This is a genomic window from Neisseria leonii (assembly GCF_028776105.2).
Taxonomy (GTDB): Bacteria; Pseudomonadota; Gammaproteobacteria; order Burkholderiales; family Neisseriaceae; genus Neisseria; species Neisseria leonii.
This window is the reverse complement of the sequence record NZ_CP145606.1, coordinates 1,639,410-1,657,432: the sequence shown is the minus strand read 5'-3', so window position 1 is coordinate 1,657,432 and position 18,023 is coordinate 1,639,410. Positions and strand designations below refer to the sequence as shown.

Sequence of the window (18,023 nt, the reverse complement as noted above, 5' to 3'; positions counted from 1 at the left end):
ATGCGGTGTTTTTTCAACTTCGCAAATAAAAGCAAGCTGCGCATTCTAGCAGCTTTCTTTGATTTGTAAAGTCTGTATCCGGCAGGCTTGTGGTGGAGGCAAACGGGATCGAACCGATGACCCCCTGCTTGCAAAGCAGGTGCTCTACCAACTGAGCTATGCCCCCAGTGTCTTGCTGTATGATGGTGGGTCTGGTAGGACTTGAACCTACGACCCCACGCTTATCAAGCGTGTGCTCTAACCACCTGAGCTACAAACCCATGTCCTGTAAAGAAACCGGTCATCATCAATGATACTCTTTCAGACGGCCTGCTTCTTCCGCATTCTCTGATTACCGATAAGTGTGGGTGCCCGAGCCTCTTCTTTTCTCTAGAAAGGAGGTGATCCAGCCGCAGGTTCCCCTACGGCTACCTTGTTACGACTTCACCCCAGTCATGAAACATACCGTGGCAAACGGGCCCCTTGCGGTTACCCTATCTGCTTCTGGTATCCCCCACTCCCATGGTGTGACGGGCGGTGTGTACAAGACCCGGGAACGTATTCACCGCAGTATGCTGACCTGCGATTACTAGCGATTCCGACTTCATGCACTCGAGTTGCAGAGTGCAATCCGGACTACGATCGGTTTTGTGGGATTGGCTCCGCCTCGCGGCTTGGCTACCCTCTGTACCGACCATTGTATGACGTGTGAAGCCCTGGTCATAAGGGCCATGAGGACTTGACGTCATCCCCACCTTCCTCCGGTTTGTCACCGGCAGTCTCATTAGAGTGCCCAACCAAATGATGGCAACTAATGACAAGGGTTGCGCTCGTTGCGGGACTTAACCCAACATCTCACGACACGAGCTGACGACAGCCATGCAGCACCTGTGTTACGGCTCCCGAAGGCACAAACTCGTCTCTGAGTTCTTCCGTACATGTCAAGACCAGGTAAGGTTCTTCGCGTTGCATCGAATTAATCCACATCATCCACCGCTTGTGCGGGTCCCCGTCAATTCCTTTGAGTTTTAATCTTGCGACCGTACTCCCCAGGCGGTCGATTTCACGCGTTAGCTACGCTACTAAGGTGTCAAGCACCCCAACAGCTAATCGACATCGTTTAGGGCGTGGACTACCAGGGTATCTAATCCTGTTTGCTACCCACGCTTTCGGGCATGAACGTCAGTGTTATCCCAGGGGGCTGCCTTCGCCATCGGTATTCCTCCACATCTCTACGCATTTCACTGCTACACGTGGAATTCTACCCCCCTCTGACACACTCTAGCCTGCCAGTTCAGAACGCAGTTCCCAGGTTGAGCCCGGGGATTTCACATCCTGCTTAACAAACCGTCTGCGCCCGCTTTACGCCCAGTAATTCCGATTAACGCTCGCACCCTACGTATTACCGCGGCTGCTGGCACGTAGTTAGCCGGTGCTTATTCTTCAGGTACCGTCATGAGGCAACGGTATTAACATCGCCCTTTTCTTCCCTGACAAAAGTCCTTTACAACCCGAAGGCCTTCTTCAGACACGCGGCATGGCTGGATCAGGGTTGCCCCCATTGTCCAAAATTCCCCACTGCTGCCTCCCGTAGGAGTCTGGGCCGTGTCTCAGTCCCAGTGTGGCGGATCATCCTCTCAGACCCGCTACTGATCGTCGCCTTGGTAGGCCTTTACCCCACCAACCAGCTAATCAGATATTGGCCGCTCGAATAACGCGAGGTCCGAAGAGCCCCCGCTTTCTCCCTCAGGACGTATGCGGTATTAGCTAATCTTTCGATTAGTTATCCCCCATTACCCGGTACGTTCCAATATGTTACTCACCCGTTCGCCACTCGCCACCCAAGAAGCAAGCTTCTCTGTGCTGCCGTCCGACTTGCATGTGTAAAGCATGCCGCCAGCGTTCAATCTGAGCCAGGATCAAACTCTTATGTTCAATCTCTAACTTTTTAACTTCTGGTCTGCTTCAAAGAAACCGACAAGGATAAATAAATCTATCCTGTCTGTTTTTGTCGCAGTGTGAGGCTCGCGCACTCACACTTATCGGTAATCTGTTTGTTAAAGAGCAAAGACGATTATTTTAGCACGCAATTTAAAAAAGTCAAAATCTTTTTTCAATCAAACCAAAATAACCCGCCGCAGAAGCAGCGAAGAACAACACTATACCCCCACATAAACAAAAATGCAAGCACTCCAACCGGTTTTTTACCAAAACGTGACAGTCAATCTTTCAAATCTCTATTTTATATGGATTTTATATGCACCCTTTATCGGGCTTCTATGGTCGCGGCTTCTGTGCACGCTTTGATGGGGCTTCTCCCGACGCATAAGGCGGAAGCCCAGGGGCTCGGGACGGGCGCATCCGTAATAACGGGTAACCGTTCGGTACCGCCGGCTTGCGGCTTCACGAATCCCCGGCTTTTTTGGCAGCTTTTTAGAAAAACCTCCCTCCGAAAAATCTCCCTTCCGCCAGTCTCTGTGCAGGTTAGTCTGCTATGGCTGCCGGATAAAAAGGGGAAATAGGGAAATAAGGCAAGAAGGTAAATGTCGGATACCAGTATCCGACCTACTCCTTAAAAAAACATCCATGACGCCCAAGAACAGAGGCGTGCTTAACATTAAGTATCTATGGCTGATAGGGCTTTTTTGCCCGATTCTTAGGTAATGCCGGATACTTGTCCGGCATCCAGTCAGATAGCACATAGGCCGTCTGTATTACCGATTCAGACGGCCTGGGCAAATGCTTAATGACATTCAGACGGCCTGCTTGGCATCGGCCAATAGAGCCAAAACGGCTTCGGTGTCGTCCCAGCCGATGCAGGCATCGGTTATGCTTTGGCCGTAAATTTCGGGTCTGTCTTGGCGGCCTTCGACCAGATGGCTTTCGATCATGACACCCATGATATTTTGCTCGCCGTTACGGATTTGTCCGGCAATATCTGCAGCAACTTCCATCTGGCGTTTATAGTCTTTGCGGCTGTTGGCATGGCTGAAATCGACCATTAATTTGGGGGTGACACCGGCCTTGCTTAGTTGTTCGGCAGCGGCTTTGACGCTTGCGCTGTCGTAATTCGGCTCTTTGCCGCCACGCAGGATAACGTGGCAATCGGGGTTGCCTGCGGTATGGACGATGGCGGAATGGCCGGCTTTGGTAACGGATAAAAAGTGGTGCGGGTGTGATGCGGCACCAATGGCATCAATGGCGATTTTCAAATTGCCGTCAGTTCCGTTTTTGAATCCGACGGGGCAGGACAGGCCGCTGGCCAGTTCACGGTGTACCTGGCTTTCCGTGGTGCGCGCGCCGATTGCGCCCCAGGCAATCAGGTCGGCATAGTACTGGGGCGTAATCATATCGAGAAATTCGGTAGAAGCAGGCATTCCCAGATTATTCAGTGCCAACAAAAGCCGGCGTGCCTGGCGCAGGCCGAAATTGATGTCGTATGAGCCGTCGATGTGCGGATCATTGATGAGCCCTTTCCAGCCCACAGTGGTGCGCGGTTTTTCAAAATAAACACGCATGACGATGAGCAGGCGGTCTCGGTATTTTTCGCGCAGGGGCAGCAGGCGTTGGGCGTATTCGACGGCGGCTTGGGGGTCGTGAATGGAGCAGGGGCCGATGATGACCAATAAACGATTGTCTTTCCCGCTCACTAAATCGGCAATTTCCCGACGGGTTTTGACAACCAGTTCGGCTGCCTGATCGGTAATCGGCAGTTCATAAAGGTGCGCCAGCGGCGGCAGGAGTTCGTCAATGGCATTGATGCGCACATCATCGGTTTTTTGCAGGCGGTTCATGTCGGCTTTCTGTATTTTATTTATGTTTTAATGTGTTGAGCATAACCGAGCAGAATTTTTTTGGCAAGCTGAATCCCGATTTTCTTAATATAAAATTGCTTTGATTCTGTTTATTCTGTTTTTTGATTATTTTATTTTTCGAATTTCTCTTTTTTTTGATATTTTATGCCGAAGGCCGCCTGAAACACACGGGCGGTTTTCAGACGGCCTTCGGTAATTCAACGGGCTTATTTGGCCAATGCAGCATCGATTTCCCGATAAACCAGATTGAAATCCGGTTCGCCGACATAGGTTTTTAAGATTTCGCCTTTTTTATTGACCAAAAACGAGGTGGGATAAACATAGGTTTCAAATGCTTTCCCAGCCTTCGCTTCGGGGTCGTACATCACGGTAAACGGCAGGCCGTATTCGGCAACATAGCGGTGTACGCTTTCAATCGGATCGACAGGCTGGGCGATGCCCAAAATCTGGAATTGCGGATTATTGCGGTAATCCCCTGCCATTTTGATGATTTTCGGCATTTCGCTGACGCAGCCGGGACAGGACGGAAACCAAAAATTGATAAAGGTTACCTTGCCCTGCAAATCGGCGTTACTGACGGTTTTCCCTTGCAGGCTTTGCAGGGAAAACGCGGGGGCCGGCCGATATTTCGGCATCAGGACATAAGCCAGCAGGCCGCCGATCAGCGCAACTGCGGCAATTATCAGGATTTTCTTCATTCGGCCGCCATCTGTTGCAGTTTCCGGTACAGCGCATCGGGCAAATCTGCCCCGCGCCCGCCCGCTACCGGCACCAAAGTGACTTCTGCTTCTGCGGCCGGTTTGCCGTCATCGTTGAAATCGATGATTTGGCGTACAACCACCTGACGCGGTTCGATAGCGGCAATTCCGGTACGCAAGTGCAGTACGTCGCCGAATGTCGCGCTGCGGCGGTAGCGGATATCGACACGGGTAACCACAATCTGCATATCGCCCAACAGCGGCAACAGATTGTGTTCTTCAAAATAAGCCCAGCGGGCTTCTTCGAGAAATTCGAGATAACGCGCGTTATTGACGTGACGGTAGCCGTCAAGATGATAACCGCGTACGGGAATTTGAATAATGCTCATGCGGCAGCTTCCTTTTTTGCTTGCTTCCATTTGCTTCAATTCAGCGCAATCGGCTGAAATGCTTCACGCACCAACGGCTCGGCTGTCAGATCGGTAACGACGGTAGACAACTGGATATCGAACCATTCGGTAAAAATATCGGGATGCAGATCCGGCCACAGACTTTCGTCTTCACACCAGTCGGCCAGTTCGGCGGCAAAAATCTCTTCCACCCGCGATTCGATTTCTTCCCACACCTCATCGGCACTGTCGCACGGATTCACCAGGTACGCATTGGCATCGGCCTGCAAATCTTCCAAGCCGATGTTGTCCAAATCGACACCGACAGATTGCAGCCAAAACCAAAACGGTTCCAGCGGCACCAGTAAAAATACGCTGCGGTTCACTTCATACATCATCTGCTCCTTATCTGACAGCCCCTCGGACAGTTGAATCATAATCTTAAACGCTTTTTACGTCATCTGTTTTACAGATTTGCAGCAAAACCGCTATCCGTATTTCTTACCGATACCGCATACTTTATTGTCTGTGCCGCCCGCTCCCGTTCAGACGGCCTAGAAAAACGGTGTCAGTGCCAGAAAGAACACGGACGGTGCCAGCAGGCAGCCCAGACCCGTATAGAATGTGGCTACCAGTGCGCCGTACGGAACCAGTCTGACATCGGTTGCCGCCAAACCGGCGGCCACGCCGCTGGTCGTGCCTGCCAGGCCGCCGAAAATCATGGCTGCACGGGGGCTGTGCAAATACATAAATTTGGCCAGCAGCGGGGTACACACCATAAAAAATACGGCTTTAATCAGCCCGATGGCGATTGAGAGTGCAATAATCTCCGACGGCGCACCGACGGCCGTTCCGGTAATCGGGCCGACAATATAGGTCATGGCACCGGCACCGATCGTAGCCATCGATGCCGCGTCCCGGTATCCCATCAGCCACGCCACTGCCGCTCCGATGGCAAACGGAACGATACAGCCAAGCAGTAAGGCGAAAATGCCGATTCTGCCCGCCCGCCTGACTTCTTTCACATCAACTTCAAATGCCGTGGAGGCGATGGCCAGATCCCGAATGCTCGCGCCGCCCAATAATGCAAACCCGGCCAGAACGGACACATCCGCGACACCTTTGCTGCCGCCGGTAAACGTACCTGCGATATAGGCCAGAATCAGACCCAGCATGATGGCGATAGCCGAGCTTTGCAGTTTGCCGCGTGTCAAATATTTCGACAGCAAGTGGGAAACAAACATCATCAGGCCGGTTACAGCCAATGCCGTTACCAAGGTATTTTTACTCAAAATGCTCATTAGCGTTTCCATCTCTTCTCTCCTTATCCGCCGACACGGCGGTTTTTTATTGTGTTTCCGATTCAGACGGCCATTTATATGCACTGTCATGTCCGCTTTTATTCATAACGCGGATCAAATATACCGTACCGGCCAATGAAGCTACTGCCACCAGTATGCCCGCCGTACCGCCCGACAAGGCGGATACCACATTCTGCCCGGCCGACATGGCGACCACTATCGGTATATACAGACCCGACCAATATAAAATGCCGAAGCGGGTCGGTTGCGGCATCAGACCTTTCCGTGCCAGATATTCTTTGGCGGCAATCAACAAAACCATGGCGATGGCTACGCCGCCGACATTGGCCTTCACGCCCAAAAACTGACCCAGCGTGTTGCCGAAGTATTCACCCAGCAGATGGCAGGCGGCCAGAATGGCCGTTCCATAGATAATCATTTGCTTGCTCCTCTGTTTTGGTTGCTCTGTTATGTTGTTGTCAATATATGATTTCAGTATCAATGTGCCATTTATATTGTTTCTCTTTCCCTCCTCATCAAAGCGGCCAATGTATCCAGCCGAGTATCCTGCATGGCGGCAACTGTTCCCTCCGGCCAAGCCCTGCGCGCCAGCGCACTCAGCGTAGAGCCGGGCGGCATCTCGATTTGCAGCCGGATGCCGCGTTCCCGGGCAGCTTGAAGCGTGTGTTCCCAATCAACCGGCCGGCACATATTGAACACCAGGTCATCGGCAATTTTGTCTGCCGAAACCAGCATACGGGCATGGCTGCCGCTTAAATAGCGGATTTTCGGTGCGTGCCACACTACCTGCCGTACAGCCTGCTGCAATTGTGCTGCCTGCTGCGCCAGCAATTCGCAGTGCGACGGCACCGTAACGGCCAACTGCCTGACGGCCGCACCGCCTGCTTTGGCCAATCCGGCCACTTGCCGCATCGCCTGCTGCTTACCGGCAATCACCGTCTGATCCGGTGCATTAAAATTCGCCGTATAAACAGGATTTTCCAGACTGTGCACTTGGGCAACCCATGCGCCGACACGCCGGCGGTCTGCTCCGATGACTGCCGTCATACCATACCCCCCGGGGTAGGCCTCCTGCATCAGTCTGCCGCGCAAAGCCATCAGACGCAGGCCGTCTGAAAAATCCAATACCCCCGCAACCGCTGCCGCCGTCCATGCTCCGGCCGACAAACCGGCCACATAATCCGGCAGGCCGCCAATCTGCCGCATGACCGCCGCACCGATATAGCCCGCAGCAAACAGACAAATCTGTACGGCCTCGGAAGATGCAAAAGCCCGATCATTGTCCAGCTGCATCACATCCCGCTGCAAAACATCGGAGGCCTGCGCCAGATACGTACGCCCCAGCGGGTATGGTTGCAGCTCGTGCAACATACCGGCACGCTGCGCGCCCTGACCGGGAAACACCCAAACCGTTGCCATAGTCGATTCCCTAATCTGACACCGCATCTGCCGGCAGTACCGCCCACGGGTTGTCTGTCAGCAAAACACCGGCTGCCGTTTTCAGCATCACCGCCCCTCCGCCTGCCCATTCACGCAAAGCAAAAGCACCACAGGCCGTCTGAAATTGGACATCCGCCCGATGCGGCAAACCTGCCAATTCTGCCAAAAACCGTCGGGCCGGCCCGCGGCCGACATATACGGGCGTGCGGACAATCAAATCCGTATCACTGTCCGCCCGCGAAACCTTCTCTCCACAGGCCAGCTCAAAGCCTATACTGCCGCCGTATCCCCAAACCCAAGGCCAACGCCGCATCAGCCGTCCGACCGCCAACAGCCTCTGCGTATGCTCGGGAAAATCCTCAGGAACCGATGCGGCCAAATCCTCCGGCCTGACAATCCGGCAGATGGCAGAATGCGGCATCTGCGCAGCATAACGCTCACTGCGCCGCCGGCCCCGTATGCCGACCGCAACCTGTCCTTTCCCGACCCGTGCACGCCGTACCACAACCGGCCATTGTGCCGACAATACCGCCACAGCCCAATCCGGCGCGTCGGGCATCAGCATTTCCGGCCGCATTCCCCACAATAAATCATGGGGCCGCAGCAGCCCTACCATTGCTCGGCCACCGCCTGCCGCACTTTGCGCGTCATCTCCCGGTTACGGCCGTTCAGACGGCCGGACAATCCGGTATTTGCCTTCATGAGCACATCACCGCAGGCCGCCGATACCGCTTCGATCACACTCTGCACATCACTGCGGCTCGGACAGTCGGGATCAGATACCTTCAGCCGCGCATACAGCAAACCCAAAGAGGCATAACTGTCCATGTCATAAGCCATCGGCGCAATTTCCGCCGCCCATGCTTCCAGCTGCTCCACACTGCGCATCGTAATACGCGCGGCGGCCTCCTTGCCCATGGCATGTACCATGACTTTCGGGTCATCTAATGCAATTATCCGGTTGGCCTGATAACCGTGTGCCAAAAATGCACCGGACATCGCCTTGCCGACCAACAACGCAATGACGGGGTGGCCCGCCAAACGTGCCCGGGCATATGCGTCTACTGCCGCGGCCAATGCCTGATGAATGCCGAAAGCCTCTTCACGCCTGCCATATGCCTGGCTCGGCACATCAACGATACAGACCACCATACGCTTTTCCGTCCGGCTGCGGTCTTCTGCGACCACGCTTCCGACCGCATCGGCCAATGCCCATCCTTCCAGTAGGCCGACCTCGCCGTTTCGGGCGCGTGCAAAACGGTTGGCTTCATCGGGCACAACGGCAACCACTGCCGCCCCGTGCCCGCCCAGACGGCCTGATGCCACCAGCACCGACGGAACGGCCGCAGCCACCGGTACCATGCCGTCAGCCACCGCATCAAACCAGATTCTGCCCCGCCTGCCTGTCTGTTTCCCTGCTTTCATGTCCGCTTCTCCCATAGGCCGCCAATACATCTTCCGGTTCTGCCTGCTGTTCCGTATCGACCCCGTTCAAACAAGATAAATAAAAATGACCGGCTGCATACCGCCCTTGTCCCGCCACTCTGCCCTGCACACATGCGGCCACACTTTGCCGGATCTGAAACACATCATCTGCCACACAGACATCAGCCAAACCGCTGTCATAACGCTGTCGTCCGCCGCACAGCCCCCAAATCAGCACCCTGTCCTTGGCATCGTATTCTTCCACACCGGCTTCCTGCTCAATCACTTGGGGACCGTTCAAACCCAGCCGCCCTTCCGGCGTCATCACAATGTGGCTGCACAAGCCTGCTGCAATCGACATACCGCCGAAGCAGCCGACACTGCCCGCAATCACCGCCACAACCGGAACATATTGGCGCAACGCCACAATGGCCGCCTGAATTTCGGCAATCGCCGCCAGACCGAGATTGGCTTCCTGTAAGCGCACCCCTCCTGTTTCCAACAGCAATACGGCCGCCGTCCGAACACCGTTTTGATTGTCCCGCACGGCCATCTCCAATGCCGCAGCCATCTTCGCGCCGCCCGCCTCACCCAAACTGCCGCCCTGAAAGCCGCCGTCCAAGGCCGACACCACGACAGGCTTCCCGTCGACCGTACCTTTCATAATCACGACACCGTCATCGGATTGCGGCACAATCTCCTGCCGTACCAGCCACGGCGAAACCATGCGGTCGAAACGGCCCGCCAGTTCGCGTCCGCTCCCTCCGTCCAACAAAACCGATGCCCGCTCTCTGGCAGACAATTCGACAAAACTCTGTCTGGCCAATAAATTCCGAATACGGCTCATCACACACCCGCCTCCGTAAAAATCTGCGCCAACCGCAACCGTACGACACCTGGGGTGGCGCCGAAATCGTGGATTTCTACCCGGCCGGCAGGTACTGCCCGATCCGACAATGCACGCTCAAACAACGCACGCCAGCGCGCCCTGCCGCCGTTTACCGACGACATAACCGTAATATGCAGGCAACCGCCTGCCGCCGGTTCAAGCAGGATTTCCAAATCCCCCGAAGCCACACAGCCTGCCGCCGCATGACGCCGTGCCGTACCTGCCGCAGGTATACTGAATGAAAAACGCTCCATATCACATTTCCCGATCACACTTTCATTGCTTTATCCAGGCCGTCTGAAAATCCATCTTCCCCTTTCAGACGGCCTCCCCCGACAACCCGCATACCGGCGACACAAATTCTCCAGCTTCCCGGTGCAGCAAACTGTCCACAAACAATACGCCTGCCAGCAAATCGGCTGCCCCGCCGGCCGAAGCCCGCAAGGCCAACAGCCCGCGCTCCCATGTATCAAACCGTTTTCTGCCGGCCTCACAACCCATACCGCCGGCAGCCAGAACCGCAGATGCCCCCTGCTGCACCCGTCTCAACCCCGCTCTGCCGGCGCGGTACAGTACACAGGTGTCTTCCAACCCGGCCATAATGGCCAGCAGCGCATCGACCCGGGCAGTATTTTCATCCACCCGGCACCGGCTCCTGAACAGCTGCGGATAACCCGCGCGCCAGATGGCAGGGAACCCGGCCTGCGCCTGTGCCTTCGCCCCGCCGACGCCATAACGCTGCCGGACTGTCTGACCGTGGCTGGCCTGAAACGGAACAAAACGGTCTTCAATGCCAGCCAACCGGCCTGCCCGCAGGCACACTTCCGGCACGCCGCCGGCCCGGCCCAGCGCAGCCGCCGTTACCAGCAGCCCCAGCGTCCAAACCGCTCCTTTGTGTGTATTGACTCCGCGCGTGACACGCAACATCTGCGCCTCACCCTCTCGGCCGATCGCCCCGATTTCTTCGCGCAAAGCCTGCCCGACGGTTCCGTGCTTGACCGCCGCTTCACCCATTCGGGCGAACGTGTCGTGCAAACTGTGTGCCGATGCCTCCATCAAATCCAGGGTCAAATCATCATGCGCACCACTGCCGCGCTGATCGACCAGTGCCGGCTTCGGCGTTACCCTGACCTCAGCAATCAGAGCCTGCACCGCAAGAGCGGCCAAGATGTGCGGGTTCAGGAAAGCAGGCCTATCCGCCGCGCCCATTACCAGCTCCTGAATTTCACCGGCGGCCGGTACAGCCCGCCCGACCATTCGGCCAAATCGGCAATATTCTTGGCCGCCAGCAGGCTGCGCGTTGCCTCCGTACGGCTGATGCCCAAATCTTCGGGAAAAGCGACCAGACCTTTGCTGCGCAGACGGCGCGTCTCTGCAGGATCTTGCGCCAGCCCCGTATCGGTTACACCTGCTACCGCCGCAATCATATTCTGCCGCTCGCGCAAGCCGTCTGCACGGTAGAGGTAAGCGATGCCTTCTTCGGTCAGTAGATGGGTAACGTCTTCCCCGTACACCATCACCGGTGCCAGCGGCATACCGGCGTGCCTGGCCACATCCACCGCATCCAATTCAGGAACAAATGTAGGCCTGCCGCCCTCTTGGAACGTTTCCACCATCTGCACGACCAGTTTTTTGCCGCGCGACAGATACGTCTCCGCCTCATTTTCAGACGGCCTGCGCATTTCCAGCCATGCACGGCTGCTGTGGCGGCGTCCTCCGGGGTCGTGTCCCATATTCGGTGCACCGCCGAAACCGGACAACCGCCCTTTGGTAACGGTGGAAGAATGCCCGCTGCCGTCCATCTGCAAAGTCGAACCGATAAACAGATCAACGGCATACTGCCCGGCCAGCTGGCACAACAGCCGGTTTGAACGCAGCGAACCGTCTTTGCCGGTAAAGAAAATATCCGGCCGGGCGGCCACATAATCCTCCATGCCCAATTCCGCACCGAAACAGTGCACACTCTCCACCCAACCGCTTTCAACCGCAGGAATCAGTGTCGGATGCGGATTCAAAGCCCAATGACGGCAGATTTTGCCTTTCAGGCCCAACGATTCGCCGTACGTCGGCAGCAGCAGCTCAATGGCTGCCGTATTAAAGCCGATGCCGTGATTCAGTGATTGAACCTGATGGCGTTGGTAAATGCCCTTAATCGCCATCATGCCCATCAGGACATGAACCGGTTTGATATGTTTGGGATCCCGGGTAAACAGCGGTTCGATGTAAAACGGCCGGTCTGCAACCACAACAAAATCCACCCATGAAGCCGGAATGTCCACACGCGGCAGGTCGGCCGTTTCTTCCACCAATTCATTGACCTGAACAATCACAATACCGTCGCTGAAAGCTGCCGCTTCAATCAGGGCGGGCGAATCTTCCGTACTCGGCCCGGTATAAATATTGCCGTGCCGGTCGGCAGCAAAACCGGCACACAGCACCACATTCGGAATCAAGTCGATAAAAAGCCGCGCATACAGTTCGATATACGTGTGTATCGCCCCCACTTCCAGCAGGCCGTCTTCCAGCAATTGACTCATGCGCAGACTCTGCGTACCGCAATAGGAAAAATCGACTTTGCGGGCAATGCCTTTTTCAAACAGATCCAAATGTTCCGGCCGGCTGATGCTCGGAATGACCATATGCAGGTTATTCAAACGCCCGGGATCGGCCTGCGCCAGCGAACGGGACAAAAAATCGGCCTGTTTTTGGTTATTGCCTTCCAAAACCACACGGTCGCCGCTTGCAATAACCGTTTCCAAAAAAGAAACGGTTTTTTCAGACGGCACGACAATGCCGTCCGCCATACCGGCTGCCGCCAATTTGGCGCGCTTTGCCGCCCGCCGTTTCTGCCAGCGGTTTTTTTCAGCCATATCATTATTTTTCATTGAAGTGTCTCTCCTGAATCATTCCGGCGGACGAGTCATGATTTAATGCTGTCTCTCTTTCCTAATCAATCAACTTTTAGCTAAACTGATTAACTTAAAATGAACGATTAGCGGGGCGGACAGCCAACGTCCCGCACGCATTACGTGCCAAAATCAGATGACGGGGAACTGCGCCAGACGTAGAAACAGCATGAGGAGAAGCATCATGCCGGAGAATGAAATTACACTGAGAAAAATCGAAATTTTTCTGTGCTTTATCGAAGAAGGCAGCTTAGGCAAAGCGGCCGATAAGCTGGGCATCAGCAAAGTGAGCGTGCATAAAGCACTGCATGGATTGGAAGAGGCACTGCGCTGCCCGCTCTTCAAGCACGAAGGCCGCAGGCTGATTCCGTTGAGCAGTGCTTTTGTATGGGCGGAGCACTGCAAAAAAATTGTCGCATCCGTCCATCAGGCCGTTAAGGAAACCCGCTTCAGTGCGGGGTTTGCTGCCGACGAACTGCGCTTGGGCGCACTCTATTCGCTTACTGTCGATACCATTCCGCAAATCATCAGCGGATTGAAAATGCGCCGCAGCAGCCTGAACATACAATTGACGCTCAATTCCAACGAGCATCTGTTGGCCAAACTCGAACGGAACGAACTGGATGCCGCCTTAATCGTTTTGGAGGACGGTATCAGCCGGAACTTTGAAACCCTGCCTCTGTTTCAAGATGAAATCCGTCTTGCCGTTCCCCAGAATGACCCGCTGGTGCGCCAAAAAGAAAAAGTCGGTTTGAACCGGCTCATACAGAAAAAATTTATCGGTCTGAACAACGGTTTTGCCACACGAAACAGCAGTACCACACTATTTGCCCGGGCAGGCTTTGTCCCGCAAACCGTTTATGAAGCCAATGATATTTTTACTTTAATCGGCATGGTCAATGCCGGTATCGGCTACGCGCTGCTGCCGCAGCGGATATCGTCGGTTCATGCCAACTCCATCTGCCTGCTGCCGCTGGCACCGCCTTTTCAGCTCGCCCAACAAGTCGGGTTGGTTTTACCGAAAAACCGCGAACATGATCCGAATTTATTGGCATTGGCAGCCGAGTGCAGAATGTTGGCGCGCCGTCGTACAAAGGACAAGGACGGATAAAAGGCCGTCTGAAAACGGCAAAACGGGCATTTTGCGTTTTCAGACGGCTTCGTGTCACCGCACCCGGCATTAGAACGTTGCTTCAATGCTGAGTGTGTAGTTGCGGCCGGGAGCGGTAAAGCGTTGGATGCCGGGGTGGGAGCAAGTGGCATGGGCACCACCGCAGTTACCCACGCGGCCTACGGCACCGAATTCACGAATGGCGCGCAACGAATCCCAAGTCAGGTATTTTTTGTTGAACAGATTAAACAGGCCGCCCCGGACAGTAACATTTTTGCCGATTTTATAATGACCGATTAAGTCTGTTACCCAGATATTCCGGCTGTGTTTGGCAAACGGAAATACTTCGTCGCGCCTGTCGTACGCAGCCGTAGTGTCTTTGGGATTTTTACGGGCAAAATAAGTGTTGTTCAGTGCAAGTCCCCAACGGCTTTCAGGGTGCTCATATCCTAAACCGATGAGGCCGCTGAACGGCTGCAGTGCATTAAGCGGATATTTGTTGCCGTCGGTCGTAAAATACCCTTTTTGGTAGCTGCCCGCCCAATTGGCATACAAACCTTTGGGCATACCGATGCTGTCCAATTTCCACCGCCCCTGTATTTCCACACCTTTCACAAAAGCATTGTCGACATTGATGTTTTTATACATCAAACCGGCAGGCCGGCTGCCGGCCGGATAAGGAATGTAAGTACCGGTCTTGGGGTCATAATATTTTTGCGCGGCATTGTATGAGCTTAAATAAATAAAATCTTTGTATTTGGTTCGGAAACCGGATACTTTGACATTGCCCCAGCTGCCTTTGACATTGAAGCCCAGATCGATATTTTGCGCTTTTTCCTGTTTCAGCTTGGGATTGGGTTCAATCAATACCACATCGGGTGCTTCATAGAAAAACCACATTTCATCGGTAGTCGGCGCGCGGAAACCGGTACTGTATTTTGCCTGCAAAGTTAACGCATCAAGCGGCGACCAGTCCAATGTGGCGGCATAAGAAGGGGCTTTAAATTCGGCTTTCTGGTTCCATAAACCTTTGGCTTTGAGCTGGCCTGCCACCTTGGGATCCAAACTGTCAGATTCTAAAGTGCCGGTTGTAATTTTGTCGTAGCGGGCACCTAAGCCCAACTTCCACTGCGTACCGAAACGGAACAGGTTGTTCCAGTAACCATAGGTGTTTTTACGCTGGCCGCTGACTAAAAACTCCGTGCGGTTCGGGTTGCCGTTTGGTTCGGACGGTTCAAACACATACACAAAATGTTCATTGTTGTCGTTGGTATTTTTGGTTTTGCTGTGCCCTACACCATATTTCATATCCCATGAGAAATTCGGCATTTTGTCGAATTCAAAATTTTTGTCCGCCGTCAGGGACATGTGGTCTGATTTTTGGAACAGGCCGCGGTTTCGGAAGAATGCTTCGGCATTGCGCCGTGTAATCACGCGATCCATATCCCAAGTCAATGTGGTCATGTCGACACGCTGACGGTCATAATTGATTTTCAGCTTGTCCCACGGACCGTTTTCCAAACGGTTTTCGTATTCCAGGCCGGTACGTTTGCGGTAGCTGACATCAAAACGGTACCGTACACCGTTTCCGTAAGCGGACAAAAGGTTTGAACGTTCGTCTGTCACGCGGTCTTGACGGTAGTCTTCATAAATCCAGCCGAGATAATTAGACGGATTGAAGTGATAGCCCAAACGCAGCAGTGTGCTTTTGCTTTTAACGTTTTGTTCGTCCGGAACCGCGCGGAGTGTGCCGTTTAAAGCAGTGGTTCCGTTGGTGCTTTGATATGTCGTATTATAATCGGCGCCGCCACTGTGGTTTTTGGTTTCGTGGCCTTTGCGGTGTGTGTAGACAAGCAGTGCGTCAAAGCCCTTTAAATAACCGCCCAAAGCCATGCTGCTGAATTTTTGGCGTGATTTGCTGATGTAGCCGCCTTTTATACCGGCATAAAAAGGTTTGTCTTCATCGACATAATCGCGCGGCGACTTGGTTTGGTACATAACGGCACCGCCCAGCGCACCGCTGCCGGCAGACAGTGAATCGGCACCTTTTTGCAGGGTCACTTCTTTAATGGTTTCAATTTCTGCCGCATTGCGGCCGATATTGTAATTGCCGTATGCGCCGAATAATTCTTGGAAACCTTCGGAAGAGCGGCTTTCTGCCTGCGCCAAACCGTCTACGGTTATGGCAACACGGTCTTTGTCCACACCCCGGATGGCAAAACCGTTGGAATTGCCGCGGTCGCCTTCGCTGACGGAAATACCCGGCTCGTAACGCACCAAATCGTGAATATCGTGTACCAATTCTTTATCCAATTTGGTACGGCGCACTTTTTCCTTACCCAAATCTTGAACGGCGCGCCGGCCGCTGACATTGATTTGCTGCAACTCTACCTCGATACTGTTTTGCTTATCGGCCGGTTCCGGCTCGGCGGTGCCGGCCAATGCACTCAACGGAAATGCGGCACACAACAATGTGCAGAGCAAACGCGGTTTGCAATAAACGGGTTGTCGGCTCATTTTGAAGATTCTCCTAAGATGACTATGAAATTGGTATTATTGTTTTACAGGCCGGCTGCAAAGCGGATAAGCGTTTCAGGCCGTCTGAACGGCTGCGGCCGGCCCGGATAAAGTTCAGCGGTTTAAATGGTTTAAATCCCTGGACGTGTCAGCCGCATTGTGTCTGACGGAAGAGCCGCCAAATACGGCGTTCAGATTACCGTTACCGAAATCGACTTGGCCGCCGATTTCGGAGCCGGCCGGTTTGCGGTAACCCGGTTTGCCGAAGAAATGGCCGCTGACTTGGCCGGTTTTCCCCTCGGAGACGGCGGTACCGCTGAACGCATTGCCGCTGACGCTGACATCATTAAAATCGATGTCGCCGCCAAAATCACTGTTGCCCAAGATTCTGCCGCCCAATTTTCCGGTGTTGAAATTCACGGTCAGCAAAGAATTGTCCTTTTTGGCTGTATCGTGGGCGGAAGTCATGGCCATGCCGTTTTTGATGCGGATACCGATCACTTCATAAGTTACTTTGCCTTTGGGTACACCGCCGTTTTGTTCCGCACCCGGCAATCGGGACGCATCGGCCAAAACGCCGCCGTTGAAGAATTGGACTTGCCCGTTCGGAGCCATCCACGCACCGAAACGGGAATCGGTTAAATAACCGGGTGCAAACCTGCTGCTGCCGTTTTCGCAGCAGGCAATCAACTTGCCGCCGTTATCTTCCAAGGGCAGCATTTCATGGCGGGTCGGGCTTTGGGTTTTGGTAATGCCGAAGCCGGTATTGATCTGCGGATTGGACAATGCTTCCAGACGGTATATTTTGCCTTCCGGCGTTGTATAGGCAAATACACTCCCCCACATGGGTTCGGTAACATATCCGCTGCGGCTGGGATCCCATGAAACTTCGCGCCAATAGCGTCTGACGACGCTATAAGCTTTCAGACGGCCTTGGCTGTCCGGCGACATGGTTATCGGCAAATCGGGCTTTTCATTCAGCTCGGTAATCGTACCTTCGTTCCCGTAACTGTCTACAATTTTGCCGCCGACTTTAAATTGGGGGGCAGCCAGCAATTGCGCCGTGGAAATGGTTTTGGGCGGTTCGACTCCGCCGCCGCCCGCACAGGCGGCAAGCAGTAAGGACAGGCAGGCAGTCAAGCCTTTTGCATACATTGATGGATTTGCCATATTTTCCGTTTCTCCAAGTCAAAAGGTCTCATCACGACACGGCCGATGTCAGCACAGGAAAACGGCTGCCCGACAGCATGTCGTCTGATAATAAAAATAATTCTTGTTTATGCATTTACGTAGTTTAAAGGAAGCAGGGTATAATGGCAATCATTATTAACTTTTTAAGCGGTTTTTTGACAAAGTGGTCAATGTTTTTTACATCCGGGCGTGCTTTTTGGCCGTGTCTGTTTATTGCGGCTCTGCACCGGTTTACGCATCAAGTAACAGCAAATTGGCAGAATCTTTTGTACGGCAGGAGAATTTGGATGCGGCCGCGCGGTTTCAGACGGCTTCTGAGACGGGCAGAGAACCTGTTCAAT

General features: G+C 54.0%; 16 protein-coding genes, 2 tRNA genes and 1 rRNA gene. 1 reads left to right on the top strand and 18 read right to left on the bottom strand.

The features are described from left to right. Nucleotides 1-90: 90 nt before the first annotated feature. The 16 genes from ORY85_RS07940 to mdcA all read right to left on the bottom strand — a co-directional run bounded on the left by ORY85_RS07940 (nucleotide 91) and on the right by mdcA (nucleotide 12,842). Nucleotides 91-166 (bottom strand) — tRNA-Ala (locus ORY85_RS07940). A 17-nt stretch (nucleotides 167-183) separates the two neighbouring features. Further along, a tRNA-Ile gene (locus ORY85_RS07935) sits at nucleotides 184-260 on the bottom strand. A 113-nt stretch (nucleotides 261-373) separates the two neighbouring features. Then, nucleotides 374-1,914 (bottom strand): 16S ribosomal RNA (locus ORY85_RS07930). An 818-nt stretch (nucleotides 1,915-2,732) separates the two neighbouring features. Continuing rightward, nucleotides 2,733-3,773 (bottom strand): 3-deoxy-7-phosphoheptulonate synthase AroG, encoded by a 1,041-nt coding sequence (aroG, locus tag ORY85_RS07925; protein WP_274572531.1) that lies wholly within the window; start codon nucleotides 3,771-3,773, stop codon nucleotides 2,733-2,735. Between the two features lie 227 nt (nucleotides 3,774-4,000). Continuing rightward, nucleotides 4,001-4,492, bottom strand: a complete 492-nt coding sequence (locus ORY85_RS07920; protein ID WP_274572530.1) for a peroxiredoxin — start codon at nucleotides 4,490-4,492, stop codon at nucleotides 4,001-4,003. Then, on the bottom strand, nucleotides 4,489-4,872 hold the full coding sequence (locus ORY85_RS07915) for an acyl-CoA thioesterase (RefSeq protein ID WP_405030354.1): 384 nt from the start codon (nucleotides 4,870-4,872) through the stop codon (nucleotides 4,489-4,491). Before ORY85_RS07915 ends, ORY85_RS07920 begins: the two co-directional genes overlap by 4 nt. 44 nt (nucleotides 4,873-4,916) lie before the next feature. Next, complete coding sequence (locus ORY85_RS07910; protein WP_274572537.1) at nucleotides 4,917-5,276, bottom strand: VacJ; 360 nt, start codon at nucleotides 5,274-5,276, stop codon at nucleotides 4,917-4,919. 159 nt (nucleotides 5,277-5,435) lie between these two features. Next, nucleotides 5,436-6,194 carry a malonate transporter subunit MadM gene (gene madM, locus ORY85_RS07905; RefSeq protein WP_274572528.1) on the bottom strand — a complete coding sequence of 253 codons (759 nt, stop codon included), beginning with the start codon at nucleotides 6,192-6,194 and terminating at the stop codon, nucleotides 5,436-5,438. A 34-nt stretch (nucleotides 6,195-6,228) separates the two neighbouring features. Then, nucleotides 6,229-6,621: a malonate transporter subunit MadL gene (gene madL, locus ORY85_RS07900; RefSeq protein WP_274572527.1), complete on the bottom strand. Its 393-nt coding sequence runs from the start codon at nucleotides 6,619-6,621 to the stop codon at nucleotides 6,229-6,231. Nucleotides 6,622-6,692: 71 nt separating this feature from the next. Further along, the gene (gene mdcH / locus ORY85_RS07895) at nucleotides 6,693-7,622 is read right to left on the bottom strand and encodes a malonate decarboxylase subunit epsilon (protein ID WP_274572526.1); all 930 of its coding nucleotides are present in this window, start codon (nucleotides 7,620-7,622) and stop codon (nucleotides 6,693-6,695) included. A gap of 10 nt (nucleotides 7,623-7,632) precedes the next feature. Continuing rightward, entirely contained in the window at nucleotides 7,633-8,259 is a 627-nt protein-coding gene (locus ORY85_RS07890) for a malonate decarboxylase holo-ACP synthase (protein WP_274572525.1), read from the bottom strand. Next, nucleotides 8,253-9,068 carry a biotin-independent malonate decarboxylase subunit gamma gene (gene mdcE / locus ORY85_RS07885; RefSeq protein ID WP_274572524.1) on the bottom strand — a complete coding sequence of 272 codons (816 nt, stop codon included), beginning with the start codon at nucleotides 9,066-9,068 and terminating at the stop codon, nucleotides 8,253-8,255. Before mdcE ends, ORY85_RS07890 begins: the two co-directional genes overlap by 7 nt. Continuing rightward, a complete protein-coding gene (locus ORY85_RS07880; protein WP_274572523.1) occupies nucleotides 9,022-9,915 on the bottom strand; it encodes a biotin-independent malonate decarboxylase subunit beta in 894 nt (297 codons plus the stop codon). Before ORY85_RS07880 ends, mdcE begins: the two co-directional genes overlap by 47 nt. After that, on the bottom strand, nucleotides 9,915-10,211 hold the full coding sequence (locus ORY85_RS07875; protein WP_274572522.1) for a malonate decarboxylase subunit delta: 297 nt from the start codon (nucleotides 10,209-10,211) through the stop codon (nucleotides 9,915-9,917). Before ORY85_RS07875 ends, ORY85_RS07880 begins: the two co-directional genes overlap by 1 nt. Before the next feature lie 64 nt (nucleotides 10,212-10,275). Further along, complete coding sequence (locus ORY85_RS07870; RefSeq protein ID WP_274572521.1) at nucleotides 10,276-11,166, bottom strand: triphosphoribosyl-dephospho-CoA synthase; 891 nt, start codon at nucleotides 11,164-11,166, stop codon at nucleotides 10,276-10,278. Beyond that, nucleotides 11,166-12,842 (bottom strand): malonate decarboxylase subunit alpha, encoded by a 1,677-nt coding sequence (mdcA, locus tag ORY85_RS07865; protein ID WP_274572520.1) that lies wholly within the window; start codon nucleotides 12,840-12,842, stop codon nucleotides 11,166-11,168. The genes ORY85_RS07870 and mdcA overlap by 1 nt, the downstream gene beginning before the upstream one ends. Before the next feature lie 205 nt (nucleotides 12,843-13,047). Between mdcA and ORY85_RS07860 the strand changes: the two genes are divergently transcribed. Then, nucleotides 13,048-13,974 carry a LysR family transcriptional regulator gene (locus ORY85_RS07860; protein WP_274572519.1) on the top strand — a complete coding sequence of 309 codons (927 nt, stop codon included), beginning with the start codon at nucleotides 13,048-13,050 and terminating at the stop codon, nucleotides 13,972-13,974. Nucleotides 13,975-14,043: 69 nt separating this feature from the next. Here the strand turns inward: ORY85_RS07860 and ORY85_RS07855 are convergent, their stop codons facing one another. Then, nucleotides 14,044-16,491: a TonB-dependent hemoglobin/transferrin/lactoferrin family receptor gene (locus ORY85_RS07855; protein WP_274572518.1), complete on the bottom strand. Its 2,448-nt coding sequence runs from the start codon at nucleotides 16,489-16,491 to the stop codon at nucleotides 14,044-14,046. A 114-nt stretch (nucleotides 16,492-16,605) separates the two neighbouring features. Continuing rightward, a complete protein-coding gene (locus ORY85_RS07850; RefSeq protein WP_274572517.1) occupies nucleotides 16,606-17,661 on the bottom strand; it encodes a transferrin-binding protein-like solute binding protein in 1,056 nt (351 codons plus the stop codon). Nucleotides 17,662-18,023: the final 362 nt, after the last annotated feature.